Below are 12,756 nucleotides of genomic sequence, written 5' to 3'. Positions count from 1 at the left end.
GTGATAGCGATGGAATGGTATTTTGCGTACAAACAGGAATTAGAGGACGTGTTTCGCCAAGCGGAGGAGCGAACAGCTGCGTTTCCTGCTCCGTTTCAGCATCAGGGCCTTGACTATCTGGCTCGTTTTAATCCATTGCGGGAAGACAGCACACGGAACTACATATGCTACTTGCTTCCCTTTTGGCTGCAAGAAATCACCGGACTGGCTCTCGAAATATGCCGAAAGCTCTCACTTGGCAACGTGTTTGTCATGGCACACTATTTAATTCAGGATGATGTGATGGACACCGCAGCAGATAACTGTAAATCACAACTCGCCTTAAGCCAGCTATTTTATACCGAATGTCTAAGCATTTATCGGGACCTTTTTCCCGCGTCCTCCCCTTTTTGGTCATATGCCCAAACTTATGTCGGAGAATGGGCCGTTGGTGTGACATCCGAGGGAACAGAGGACTATTTTCAAGGGAATCGACATCGGGTGGCGCTGAAAGCAAGTCCGTTAAAAATGGCCGGAACGGGCGCTTTACTGCTTGCAGGCCGTGGCGACCTAGTCCAGACCATTACAGCTATGACGGATACGGCACTGCTTGTGCTCCAAATGTCGGATGATTGGGCTGATTGGTCAGAAGACTGGGAGGAAAATAGCTACAATTGCCTATTGTCCCATATCAGTGCCGAGCAAAAGAAGGCTTATCGTGAAGGATTGAATCCAGAAATGATTCAGGAAGCGATTTATGTACGTGGCATGCTTGCCAGTTATGCAGGTATTGCTAATCAAGCAGTTCAGCAGTTGGAATCTATGGAGCCTTCCATCCCTGGCCTGCATATGTTTGCACGTTCCATCGCGGAAGAACTGGGCGAAGAAGCCGTAGAAATTGAAAGCGGACGCTCGCTTCTGAGAAGAGGCGGACTTGATTTTTGGCTCTCCAGAAATATGAAATAATACTAGATTTTGATGAGTCTTTCGTGGTATACTGACTAGGTAAATATAACCAATTGAATGAGAGGGTGATTTTTGATGGCTACTGAAGTTCTTCAAACACAAGTCATTCAAAAAGCTTGGGAGGATGCCAGTTTTAGAGAAAAACTAATGACAGATCCCAAATCTGCAATCCGTGATGTGTTAGGAGTCGTGATCCCCGATCATATCCAAATCAAAACGTTAGAGGAAACACCTGACCAGTTTTATCTGGTCATCCCTCCAGACCCTTCCGGCGTACTTGCTTCATCCCGGAAACCTCGCTCGATGTGGTAATTTGGTTTTTGTAACATATTTGTACTACAATTATTAATTCACAAGCGGGTGGGTTCAGCAAGCTTCCTTTCGTTTTCTCCGAACGCAAAAAGCCGGATATTATCCGGCTACGGGGAAGCGGATGGTCGCTTCTGTTCCCACCCCTTTTGCACTTGTGAAAGATATTTTGCCATTCATCGTTTCAATAATCCGAAAGGTCACCATCATCCCCAGACCCGTGCCTTTTGTCTTATTCGAAAAATAAGGCTCACCTAGTCTGGATAAGGTCTGAGCATCCATTCCTTCACCATTATCCCGAATATGAATGACAGCTTCTCCGTTATCCACATACGCCCATATATGAATATGGCCCTGATCTCGCAGCGCTTCAATGCTGTTTTTGATGATATTGATGAACGCCTGCTTGAACTTGGAGGAATTCCCGCGTACTTTGATTTCCTGGGGAATATCCAGCGAAATTTTACCGCCTTGCAAATTAGCCATCGGACTAATGATTCCTTCAATATGCTTGAATTCATCCAATATAGTCAGCGTTTTAGTTTGTTCAAATTCTGGTTTTGCAAAGGTTAAAAAATCGGTAATGATCGCGGAAGCCCGATCCAGCTCCTCCAGCGCAATATGCAGATAATCTTTGTTTTTGCCATCTTCCTGCTTGCTCATAAGCTGGAGGAATCCGCGAGTCACTTGCAGCGGATTGCGTACCTCATGCGCTACAGATGCAGCCAGATCGCTGATGATCTCCATTTTCTCCGAACGTTGAAGCTCATTATTGAACATCTCCAGCTCTCTGGAATAGCGAACCACCTGCTTATGCTTTTCTGCCAGTCTTCTGCCCAAAATCGCAATCAACGCCAGCACAAAGCCGAACACGCCCCATTTCCACAGGAACATATTATAGTGCCCTTCCCGGATGAAGAACCAGGTCAGTTCACCAACGGAGATGACAGCGAAAAAAGCAAAGCCTATCGATAAAATAATCGCTTCGTGATCTCCCTTAAGCGCCATACGAACCGAAGCAAACACCAGCAGTACAAGCAAAGACACGAGCAATACACTCAGGACGCTTACACTGAAGAAATAATATACATCGTTTAACCGCTCCTGTGCACCCAAATTCACAATCATCATGGTGAAGCAGAACAAGGAGTAAGCAGTTAAAACCTTTCGAAACTTGCGAATCAGTAGAATCGAACTGATATTTTGTTCAAAAAAGTACGCTAATGAAGGCAACAAGATGAACATTCCCACATCAAAGAGCTGTAAATACAGCTTGCCAAAGCCGCGATAGAACGTATACAGAAAAGGCGAATATGTCACAATCATCAGACCAATGGACAGTACAATCGCGCTGAGGGACAACCACATGGCCATGCTCGGACGGAACAGAAAGAACGAGCAAATCAGCAGTACGAGTGCAATAAATATGAACGTGCTGCCTAATACGATATCCAAAACATCCATTCTGACCAAAGTCCCCAGCAATTCACGATAATCACCAGTGATCACATTTCCGATAATACCCAGCCTATACTGGCTGCTTTCCGTCCATATGTATAATGTTTTACCGCTATCTTCCGGTTTCAGCGGAATCAGAATACGATTGTTTTCATAGTTGTACCCACGGTAGGATTCGTAAAAATTGATGCCATCCTTATACAGCGTAATATGCCGACCATAGATATTTTCAAAAAGCACCGCTGGCGTTTCATCATTAAGCGATGGCAGACGAATACGAATCCAGGCAGAGCCGATATTGCCGGGCTGCTTGGGCAACTGTGAATCTTCCTGAATATGCATCCAGGGCTTGCTAGGGTCCCTTACCTCATCTAAGGAGCCATCCTCTCCTTCCACTCCCCATCTCATATCCCATGAGAGTATCTTGCTTTCTCTTTCCGGGGTCGTTTTTGCCGCAAAGACGGGGTGGCTGAGCGACATCAGCATCACAATGACTGCCAGCAGGGCGGCGACAGCTTTGGGCACATGCCTCATGTTAAGCACCTCAAAGTTACAAAGTAGGATTTACAAATTTGTATGCATTTTGACAATTTTAAACGTCCTGAAATAATATTATTCTATACGATGATGTGCATACCTTCTTCAAAAGAAGGGTATCATGTTCTTTTTACTCATTATTTGTAAAATCTTCATATTGATTAATAATCATTTCCTGTTCGAGTCGCTCCATCTGCTCTCTGAGCCCCAACCATGGTTCGCTCTCTTCATCCTCATATATCGTCCATATATCCGAAAATAAATAATCACGTATCTCTACTATTTTTCCGGTATGCCCGGCCTCTGTCCAGTATAGGCCATCCGGAAGCCGGATGAGGGTGCGGGAAAATCCCGGGGTAGATGCCTTTTGACCTACTCGGATACGGCTAATCATCGGCCCAAACATGTACCATTCCAATTCATATCCCTCCCTCTCCTCTTTATCATATCACAGCGGTTACGAAAAAAACGTTTATCGGGAATGGACATATTCCTATTCGCATGATTTTAACCTTTGACAGACACACTAACTAAGGTTTAGCCGTTCTGCTGTTTGGGTAAGGTCGAAATAAGCATCAAAAGTAAAGGAGCTGAGCAACATGGCCAAACGTGACGATCGCACCACTGAGCTGCATGACTATGATTTTGAGCCTTCCCTGCAAAATGCCGAAACCAACTGGGAGAATCTGACCGAAGGACCGGATACCCCACTGGAAAATATTCCTGACGCCGATGAACTTGCACCAGGCAGTACCGTTGACCCTTCCGCTCCTGCCGAATTCCTGCATGGTACGGATTTGTTGAACGGTAGCGACGGGGATGAGGATTAGATGCAGGATAACGGTTACCTCCCTTCTTAAACGGGTAATAAAGGGTATAAACTAAAAGGAGTTGACTGATCCCTATGTATAAAGATCCAATGTCTCAGGCCGATATGGAGTACCAACGTTACAAAACCTTAAATCCTGTGGAAGAAGACGATCGCAGGTCTGCGGACAAGACGACTACGGCTGATCCTATGCAGGATTTTACCGAAGACAACCCACGAGGAGTCGCATCGGCAAAGCCCGTGCCCAGAGATCGAGGCAGATAAAAGGACGGATAGGGAATGCAAAAAGGGTGCTACACAAGCCACGCAGATGATAGATGGCTTGAGGTGCACCCTTTTTTAGCTTCGTATGTTTACAATGGCAGCAACGCTACCGTCGATTTCGCTTCCAATCCCTCTACCACCTCATTCCATGCTGCAGGCTTGTTCGGCAATACCGTATAGTAGCGACGCAGGAAAGCCGCCACCAACTCAGCGCTAACTTCTGCCACGCTGTCATCCTCAGGCATAAAGCCCAATTTAGCCCTTCTACATCGTTATTTCAGGACGGATGTACATACTCCAGATCCAGTCGTTTTTTATAGCCCAGATGGGACAGTACCTCACTCCGCATATACGGGTCCATCGGCTTTACACCGCCGAAAGTATGATATGAAAGTATGATCACGAAAGTATGATTATAATCGATTCAAATCAAGGGCGAAAACTGAACCTAATAAACAGGGCTTGCCTTCTGCATCTACTTTGTTTAAAATAAGATTCAAATCTTTTGAATACCATGAGCAAAGACATGGACGGAGACAAGTAAACGTCTAACCGGATTCCCACAGAAAGGTACGAATTGCTGAGAGCGTACCGTAATCCCGCGTTGAAATTCACTCCCGAGTCGAGCCTTGAACCGACAAAAAGGATTCATTCCTTTGTCCGCATTAGAGGTTTCCGGAAGCCCCCGTTACGGGCATCAAGCTCAGAAGTTACTGCCGTCGCCTGAATTGACGTTGACGACTCGTATGTACACTTCTGTAATTAGGGTGGTACCACGGCATTCGTCCCTTGCGACGAGTGCCTTTTTGTGTTATTTTCTGCCAACAAAGCCTATGAGCTAACAGAAAAAACAAATTTAAATTCGGGAAGGGTGTACTGTATGTCAACCAATGAAAATTCTTTGGAGCTGTTGCGGGAACAGCTCGATGCTACAAACTTGCAATTGCTGGAGCTGCTGTCCCAACGTGCTGAATTGGCGGGACAACTTGGAAAATTGAAGGAAGCACAAGGGGTACCCGACTTTGATCCGGTACGTGAGCAGCAAATGCTGGACAAGCTGATCGCGGCTAATCGTGGACCTTTTGACGATGCTACGATTCGCCAATTGTTCAAAGATATTTTCAAGGCTTCTCTGAACTATCAAAAAGCAGAGCACAAAAAACATCTGATCGTCAGCCGTAAAAATCAGCCGGACAGCACGGTCATTAAGGTCAAAGATACATTGGTGGGCGGCAAAGCCTCCATCATGGTTGCAGGTCCCTGCTCGGTGGAAAGCTATCAGCAAACCCGCGAAGTGGGAGCGGCTCTCAAAGAGGCAGGTGTACCGATTCTTCGTGGCGGTGCGTTCAAGCCGCGTACTTCTCCGTACGATTTCCAAGGGCTGGGCGTTGAAGGGCTGCAAATTCTCAAACGCGTAGGCGATGAGTTCGGGCTGGCGACGATTAGTGAAATTGTCGATCCAAGACATTTGGAGGAAGCCATCCAATACATCGACATCATTCAAATCGGTGCACGCAACATGCATAACTTTGAGCTGCTCAAGGCTGCGGGTGAAACCAGAACTCCGGTTCTGCTCAAGCGTGGACTGGCTGCAACAATGGAAGAATTCCTTCATGCAGCGGAATACATCGTTTCTCGTGGCAACACGCAAGTCATGCTGATTGAGCGCGGTATTCGCACGTATGAAAAATGGACCCGCAACACGCTGGACATTTCCGCTGTACCGATTTTGAAAAAGGAAAGCCATCTGCCTGTACTGGTAGACGTGACTCACTCCACAGGACGTAAGGACATTCTTGCCCCTTGCGCCAAAGCCGCACTGGCTGCTGGAGCTGACGGTATTATGGTGGAAGTTCATCCGAACCCGGCAGTGGCTCTGTCCGATGCACAGCAACAGCTGAACATTCCTGAGTTCAATAAGTTCATGTCGGAAGTAAAAGAATCCGGTTTATTCAAAGCATAAAACTAATTTTATGCAAGGATTCATAAACCGCTTTCATTTTCTCTGGTTATGATGTAGAATCTAAACAGGATTGTGACTGATCATGCAGGCAAAACCTAGATATATGTATGCTCCATTTTTTCTGAAGCATATATGTATTTAGGTTTTTTTTATATCCAAATTACGAATAAAAGGAATGCCTACATGGTTATCATCCTCAAAAACATCAAGTAGAAACTCAGAGAGGGGAACAGAAATGAGAGAAAGAAACGGATTAAACATTTTATTGTTAGCTATGATATGTATTTTGATCATCAGTGGTTGTAGTGGAAAGACTCCCGCTGTTGCCAAGGATGAAAGCGCTGCCCCGGCAGAAAAACAAACGGAAGCTAAAGTAGAAAATAAAGCCGCCAAGGCCAGAACGGTTATCACTACCGATGGAGAAGTAGATGACATGAACTCTGTGATTCGCTTCCTCCTCTATTCCAATGAAATGGACTTGTCCGGAATCGTACTGACCAGCTCTGTATATCATTATGCAGGGGATGAAAAGGCTGGAATCAAGCCATTTAGATGGACCGGAACACAATGGGTAACGGATATGATTGATGCCTACGGAGACATTTACCCCAACTTAGTAAAACATGCCGAGGGGTATCCAAAGCCTGAATATATTAAGAGCGTTACCAAGATAGGCAATATTTCATACAAGGGTGAAATGGACAAGGAAACGGAAGGCTCCGATTTCCTTAAAACACTATTCCTAGATGATGATAAAAGAGATTTATACGTTCAAACTTGGGGTGGAACCAATACCACAGCCAGAGCTCTAAAGTCCATTGAAGACGAATATAAAAATACAGATCAATGGGAAACGATTCAAAAAAAAGTAAGTGATAAGCTCGTGCTGTATATCATTTTGGACCAAGACGATAGCTACAATAACTACATTGCAAAAAATTGGCCTGACATTAGAATTATCAATGATCAATCTAACTTCTGGCATCTCGCCTATGCCTGGAAAATGCATACGGAAGAAGTAAACAGCAAGCTGCATGGAGAATGGAATTTCAAAAATATCCAGGATGGTCACGGCAAGCTGCTGAATATGTACGCCTTGATGGGTGATGGAAAAATCATTAAAGGTGAATTGGATGAAGAACAAAGAGGCAGTGAAGCCTACTTAAAGAAAAATCCTCAATACGACAAGTATGATTTTATTTCGGAAGGGGATTCTCCGTCCTTCTTCTATCTGATTGATAATGGCTTGCGGAGTATGGAAAACCCAACCTATGGAGGCTGGGGAGGCCGTTTTGGTGTCGTTAACGATAAATTATTTAGAAATACGGTACTAGATTACGATGTATATACGAAAAGATTCGAAGCAGAATATTCGCTGATGCGATGGTTTGATGATATTCAAAATGACTTCGCTGCTCGTGCGGATTGGGCGATTGCGTCCGACTACAAAGATGCGAACCACAATCCAACGTTGACCATTAAAGAAGGATTGGATCTTACTGCTAAACCAGGGGAAAAAATCACGCTGCATGCTGAAGGGTCCGATCCGGATGGTAATTCATTAACCTATAAGTGGTGGAGATATTTTGAAGCAGATACGTATGAAGATTCTAAAGTAAAGCCAGCACAGGTTAAACCTGAAATGGCGGGTAACATGCAGCTCGGACTTCATCAAGAAGTAGCGAAGGGTGAGAAGTTAAACACCATTGACTTGCAAGGTAGTGACACGAATACAGTAAGCTTTACCGTTCCTGCAGATGCTAAATCAGGAAATACGATTCATATCATTGCAGAAGTGCAGGACAATGGAAAACACACTTTAAAACATTATCAACGTGTGATTGTAACCGTAAAATAACAGACCGAACGTCCAATACAAAGGCTCATGGAAGTGCAACATTCCATGAGCCTTTTATTTATGCATATCATTATCATCCTGGGGGTATGCTCAACACGTTCAGGACTTTTTTTCAGTCATAGGAACATAATATCCTTTACCATTCGGGCCCATGGCGAATTTATTGCGAAGATGGATCAGATTAGGACCAAACTTGGCCTCCAATTCTTCACGGAATTCATGCAATATCTCCATGATATAAATATCATGAATAATCACTTCCGTAATCGGCATCACAAGGCCCGGATGCAATGTCCATGCAGCACGACTATCGTCACCGAGCGAAAGTATACCCGCTACAACCTCCCGGTCATCTATACTGAGTACAATCCACCGACCGCCAATTTCAGACGTAATCTCCTCACTCATATCATGATGGTACACGGTAGCGAAATCAAAGTTAAGTTCCCCATACGCTACAATAATCACTTCAATTCCTTGTTGTGCGGCTTGCTCAAGGGTATCCCTGAACACCTCAGCATCCTCTTTCCAAATTTCCAGCAAAATCCGGTGTTTGGCTCCCTTTACCCCTTCATTTATGCGATTGATAATGGCTTCATAGCCTGAAATATTCCAAATATTCTCTCTGTTTTGAAACGATGCTGTGTACTGCTCCAAACTCTCTTGCGCCACATTGAAAATCTGCTCCGCTCTGCGTTTTCTTTGGGCAATCAATTCATGCGGCGGGAGCGGCACATAAAGCGGCGTATTTTCTTGACTTACGATAATGTCCCCACGGTTAACCATTCCTGACAAAACCTCATAAATTTTTGATCTCGGTACTCCGGAATTCAATGAAACAGCGTATCCCGAAAGTGGAGAACTCTCCAATAAGGTCACATAAGCTTTGGCTTCATATTCACTAAAATTCAGATCACGTAGAATGTCTAACACATTAGGTTTTGGTTTCATGACGGATTCTCCTCAATTCATGTTCATCCTTACTATATCATTTCCCCTTGACAAAATCCGGTATACGCACTATCTTTTTAATAGTAGTTACTTTAGTAGTCACTATAGTAGCCACTACTTCAATTCCACAAGAAGTCATCTCAGGGAGGATTTTTACTTGAACAAGGTCATAGCTAACCACAGCCAAAGCAGCCGAATCTACTATGGTTCTACGATTCTGGCCTTGCTGATCTGGAGCACGTCGTTTATTGCCACGAAAGCAGCCTATACTAGTATCCCCCCTCTTACATTGGGTCTGTCCAGATTTATCATAGCTTCCATTGTGCTAGGCATCGTATTGCTTATCAAAAAAGAATATGTCAAAGTGAAGCCAAAGGATTTGGCTACAATTTCATTCAGTGGTGTTTTGGGAATCACTCTTTATTTCTCAATGGAGAATATAGGGGTTAGCCTGACTACCGCTTCCAACGCAGCATTGATTGTCGCGTCATATCCCGCGATTACATCGCTGCTTGAACTCATTTTGTATAAAGTAAAAATATCCAAATATAAAATCTGCGGCATTGCACTGGCTATGATAGGGGTATATTTCTTGACTTCGGTCGGCGAAAGCTCGGGTGGTAAAAATCAACTCATTGGGAATTTGATATTGATTGGAACAGGTTTTGCATGGGCATTTTATACTTTCATGACGCGCAAGGTTGTGGACAAGTACCCGCCCGTGACGTTATCTTTTTATCAAACCGTTGCAGGCAGTATCTTTTTCATACCACTGGCCCTATTGGAAAAAGATAGTTGGCAGGCCCCGACAACGGCAGCGTTAACATTGTTAATATATCTGGGCATGTTCTGCTCTGTTATTGCATTTTTGCTCTACAACTATGGCTTAATCAAGCTGTCACCGAGCAGTTCCGTTTCGTTGATGAATTTGGTTCCGATATTTGGGGTGCTATTCTCTGTGTTACTATTACAAGAAACAATTACATGGCGCCAAATCATTGGCGGTATGGTCGTCATTATCGGCGTCCTGCTAAGTGCACATCAAACAAACAGCAAACAAAAGGAGCAATGAGAATAAAGTTGGTTGCATTTATGCAGTCGGCTTTTTTTCTTTTATATAAAAATGGCGGTTATATTGATTGATGAGGTTATCCAAAATTGCAGACTGTCTAAGCACACTGGCATGGCCGAATCCATGTTTTGCCTGTAAAGCATACAGCTTTTGACGAGCTTTCTCCAGCTGTTGACGTAAAATGTCTTCTCTTATCATAATATATCCCTCCTTGTCATATGATTAGTTTAGTAGGTTATGAATAAGTTAACTAAAAGTAAAGGTTTGGGATAATTATCTATTAGCACAAAAAAAGACCTTATTCTTCTATCGTGGAACAACCATGAAGAAGCTGATATAATCGAATGGAATGGAGATGATGACATGGCTAAAAAGAGAAATTCGTCGATGCCCGCTCCAGCGGCTCAAGACAAGGCTGCTACGTTAAAGGATCTGCTGAGTCAGGATGTACTGAATAAGCTTAAGGCTCAGGCGAATGAAGCCCAAGCAGAGCAGGATAAGCGTAAGGAAGACGAACGACAGCATGCCCTCGAAGCAAAAAAGGCAGAACAGAAGAAGCTGGACAACAACTTTGAGCATCTGCTGAATAACAGCAATTTGGACTGGCACAAATATAAATAAAGCCAAAACCATTTCGGTTTTGGCCTATATTTACGCTTTATATTATAGCCAGTCACGAATATGCTGTACCGAGTACAACACCCCTACCCAAACCGGCAGACTGAACGCCATACCCCATATGAGACCTTTAGCCAGCTTTTTGTCTACCTCCATCATGATCCTGCCCCTTTCCTTGGGATAGCAGCAGTATGGGTCAAGAATACGGTTTTCAAACCCGTATTTCCTTATCCCCAGCAAAAAGGTATGATAGAAAATGGAAAAGTGCTCTGCGCTGCCCCCAAACTATAATTTAGGATGTTACACCATCCAACCTTTCAGGAGGAATATCAATGAACCGAAAAACGATACGCCCATGGTACATGTTGTGCCTTCTGGCCATCATGCTCGTGCTTGTTGCCGGATGTGGCACAAAAGCGACTGACGTGGAAGCCGCAAGCCGGACAAGCAATACAGCTCCTGCTGCGACGAAAGACAAAAGCAAGGCTGTTTCCCATCCCATCGTTACGATTGTCATGAATGATGGCAAAAAGATTAAACTTGAGCTGTACCCTGAAGTAGCACCAAACACCGTCAACAATTTCATCTCTTTGGTGCAAAAGGGCGCTTATAACGGTACCATTTTCCATCGTGTAATTCCGGGCTTTATGATTCAGGGTGGCGATCCGCAAGGTAATGGTACAGGTGGTCCCGGCTACAGTATCAAAGGTGAGTTCAAGAGCAATGGCTTCAACAACACGCTCAAACACACACGTGGTGTATTATCCATGGCCCGCTCAGCGGATCTGGATTCAGCCGGATCACAATTTTTCATCATGGTTGCCGATGCGGACTACCTCGACGGTCAATATGCTGCTTTCGGTAAAGTGACGTCCGGGATGGAAGTGGTCGATGCCATCGTTAACTCCAAACGGGATAGCAACGACAAACCGATCAAACCGGCTACGATGAAAAAAGTAACCGTGGACACGCTGGGTAAAAAATATCCGGCTCCAGTCAAAGTAAAGTAAACGAGATAGCAGCAACGACCTTGTGCATACGCATGAGGTCGTTTTTGCATATCCCTGATGCTTCATAAGCTGCTGTCTCTATGATGTAGTAAGAGTATATACACAAAAGGAAGCGTTTTCAATCATTATTTTATCCTTTTTTTTATCACCCTGGGGCCATTGTCAGCGTTCGACAAAGAAAGTCCTTGAGCACATAAAAGTCTATTTTATTTGGTCTCTACCGAACGAATACCCTTCATCTCCTGAAGCAATGACAGCAGTTCCTCCACCCCTTCTGACCGCGATAGCTTTAAAACCATAAGAATACTCAATTGCTCACCATTGTTAATACGCTCGGTGTGAAAGCTCTGAATCGACAGCTTTTTGCGTTTCATAAGCTCCTTGATCTGATTCAGTATACCCGGCTCATTCTCCGCTATGACTACCATCTGCCGGGTAGACGGGGTAGCCAGCTGATAAAAACGGCTATGGAGCAAGGACTGGGCCGCCAAAATAAACAGTGTTACACCCGCACCAAGCCCATACATCCCTGCACCTACAGCAATACCGATTCCGGCAGTCGTCCAGATGCCCGCAGCGGTAGTCAGTCCTTTGATTGTATTTTTTTGTGTGAAAATCATCCCTGCGCCGATAAAGCCGACTCCACTAATGACCTGTGCCGCAACTCGCGAAGGGTCCAGCGACAAATTAGGCCAAGCTGTTTGATCCTGAAAACCGTATTTGGATACCACCATCATGAGCGCTGCGCCAATCCCAACAATAAAATGCGTGCGTATGCCCGCTTCCTTCATCCGACTTTTCCGTTCATAGCCAATTAACGCGCCGCATAGTCCGGCAAACATGACCCGAATCAGATAGTCCCAATCCCACATACTTAGTTCACTCCACTACATGATAATGTCTTAAAAACAATTCAAATGCACGGCAGATGAGCCGTTTATA

The 12,756-nt window shown here is 44.5% G+C and carries 14 protein-coding genes and 1 pseudogene; 9 read left to right on the top strand and 6 right to left on the bottom strand.

Annotation, left to right across the window (positions count from 1 at the left end; all coding sequences use genetic code 11):
• The first annotated feature begins 9 nt into the window (after nt 1-9).
• Together LCF57_RS26720 and LCF57_RS26715 are read left to right on the top strand one after the other, a co-directional pair.
• Nucleotides 10-945 (top strand): hypothetical protein, encoded by a 936-nt coding sequence (locus tag LCF57_RS26720; RefSeq protein WP_226003373.1) that lies wholly within the window; start codon nt 10-12, stop codon nt 943-945.
• Between the two features lie 75 nt (nt 946-1,020).
• Complete coding sequence (locus tag LCF57_RS26715; protein ID WP_025685186.1) at nt 1,021-1,257, top strand: NHLP leader peptide family RiPP precursor; 237 nt, start codon at nt 1,021-1,023, stop codon at nt 1,255-1,257.
• Between the two features lie 99 nt (nt 1,258-1,356).
• On the opposite strand, the gene LCF57_RS26710 is transcribed toward LCF57_RS26715, so the two are convergent.
• Together LCF57_RS26710 and LCF57_RS26705 are read right to left on the bottom strand one after the other, a co-directional pair.
• Nucleotides 1,357-3,246 (bottom strand): sensor histidine kinase, encoded by a 1,890-nt coding sequence (locus LCF57_RS26710; protein ID WP_226003372.1) that lies wholly within the window; start codon nt 3,244-3,246, stop codon nt 1,357-1,359.
• 133 nt (nt 3,247-3,379) lie between these two features.
• On the bottom strand, nt 3,380-3,667 hold the full coding sequence (locus tag LCF57_RS26705; protein ID WP_226003371.1) for a hypothetical protein: 288 nt from the start codon (nt 3,665-3,667) through the stop codon (nt 3,380-3,382).
• A gap of 181 nt (nt 3,668-3,848) precedes the next feature.
• On the opposite strand from LCF57_RS26705, the gene LCF57_RS26700 reads away from it, so the two are divergent.
• Complete coding sequence (locus LCF57_RS26700; protein WP_226003370.1) at nt 3,849-4,079, top strand: hypothetical protein; 231 nt, start codon at nt 3,849-3,851, stop codon at nt 4,077-4,079.
• Nucleotides 4,080-4,153: 74 nt separating this feature from the next.
• A complete protein-coding gene (locus LCF57_RS26695) occupies nt 4,154-4,342 on the top strand; it encodes a hypothetical protein (protein WP_226003369.1) in 189 nt (62 codons plus the stop codon).
• Nucleotides 4,343-4,431: 89 nt separating this feature from the next.
• Here the strand turns inward: LCF57_RS26695 and LCF57_RS26690 are convergent.
• Nucleotides 4,432-4,727 (bottom strand): annotated as a pseudogene (locus LCF57_RS26690) (GNAT family N-acetyltransferase); the annotation flags it as partial.
• A gap of 495 nt (nt 4,728-5,222) precedes the next feature.
• On the opposite strand from LCF57_RS26690, the gene LCF57_RS26685 reads away from it, so the two are divergent.
• Nucleotides 5,223-6,305, top strand: a complete 1,083-nt coding sequence (locus LCF57_RS26685) for a bifunctional 3-deoxy-7-phosphoheptulonate synthase/chorismate mutase (protein WP_226003368.1) — start codon at nt 5,223-5,225, stop codon at nt 6,303-6,305.
• 235 nt (nt 6,306-6,540) lie between these two features.
• Complete coding sequence (locus LCF57_RS26680) at nt 6,541-8,163, top strand: DUF1593 domain-containing protein (protein ID WP_226003367.1); 1,623 nt, start codon at nt 6,541-6,543, stop codon at nt 8,161-8,163.
• 99 nt (nt 8,164-8,262) lie between these two features.
• Here LCF57_RS26680 and LCF57_RS26675 read toward each other — a convergent pair whose 3' ends face one another.
• A complete protein-coding gene (locus LCF57_RS26675) occupies nt 8,263-9,114 on the bottom strand; it encodes a TrmB family transcriptional regulator (protein WP_226003366.1) in 852 nt (283 codons plus the stop codon).
• 157 nt (nt 9,115-9,271) lie between these two features.
• Here LCF57_RS26675 and LCF57_RS26670 point away from each other — a divergent pair, with 157 nt between their 5' ends.
• Complete coding sequence (locus LCF57_RS26670) at nt 9,272-10,186, top strand: DMT family transporter (RefSeq protein ID WP_226003365.1); 915 nt, start codon at nt 9,272-9,274, stop codon at nt 10,184-10,186.
• Between the two features lie 18 nt (nt 10,187-10,204).
• Here LCF57_RS26670 and LCF57_RS26665 read toward each other — a convergent pair whose 3' ends face one another.
• Nucleotides 10,205-10,384, bottom strand: coding sequence for an aspartyl-phosphate phosphatase Spo0E family protein (locus tag LCF57_RS26665; RefSeq protein WP_226003364.1), 180 nt, complete (start codon nt 10,382-10,384; stop codon nt 10,205-10,207).
• A 165-nt stretch (nt 10,385-10,549) separates the two neighbouring features.
• On the opposite strand from LCF57_RS26665, the gene LCF57_RS26660 reads away from it, so the two are divergent.
• Both LCF57_RS26660 and LCF57_RS26655 read left to right on the top strand, forming a co-directional pair.
• On the top strand, nt 10,550-10,807 hold the full coding sequence (locus tag LCF57_RS26660; RefSeq protein ID WP_226003363.1) for a YqkE family protein: 258 nt from the start codon (nt 10,550-10,552) through the stop codon (nt 10,805-10,807).
• Between the two features lie 329 nt (nt 10,808-11,136).
• The gene (locus LCF57_RS26655) at nt 11,137-11,814 is read left to right on the top strand and encodes a peptidylprolyl isomerase (protein ID WP_226003362.1); all 678 of its coding nucleotides are present in this window, start codon (nt 11,137-11,139) and stop codon (nt 11,812-11,814) included.
• A 206-nt stretch (nt 11,815-12,020) separates the two neighbouring features.
• Here LCF57_RS26655 and LCF57_RS26650 read toward each other — a convergent pair whose 3' ends face one another.
• A complete protein-coding gene (locus LCF57_RS26650; RefSeq protein WP_226003361.1) occupies nt 12,021-12,686 on the bottom strand; it encodes an MgtC/SapB family protein in 666 nt (221 codons plus the stop codon).
• Between the last annotated feature and the right edge of the window lie 70 nt (nt 12,687-12,756).

Origin of the sequence: Paenibacillus sp. BJ-4, assembly GCF_020404765.1 — a bacterium.
Lineage (GTDB): Bacteria > Bacillota > Bacilli > Paenibacillales > Paenibacillaceae > Paenibacillus.
This window is presented reverse-complemented; position numbering and strand designations above follow the sequence as displayed.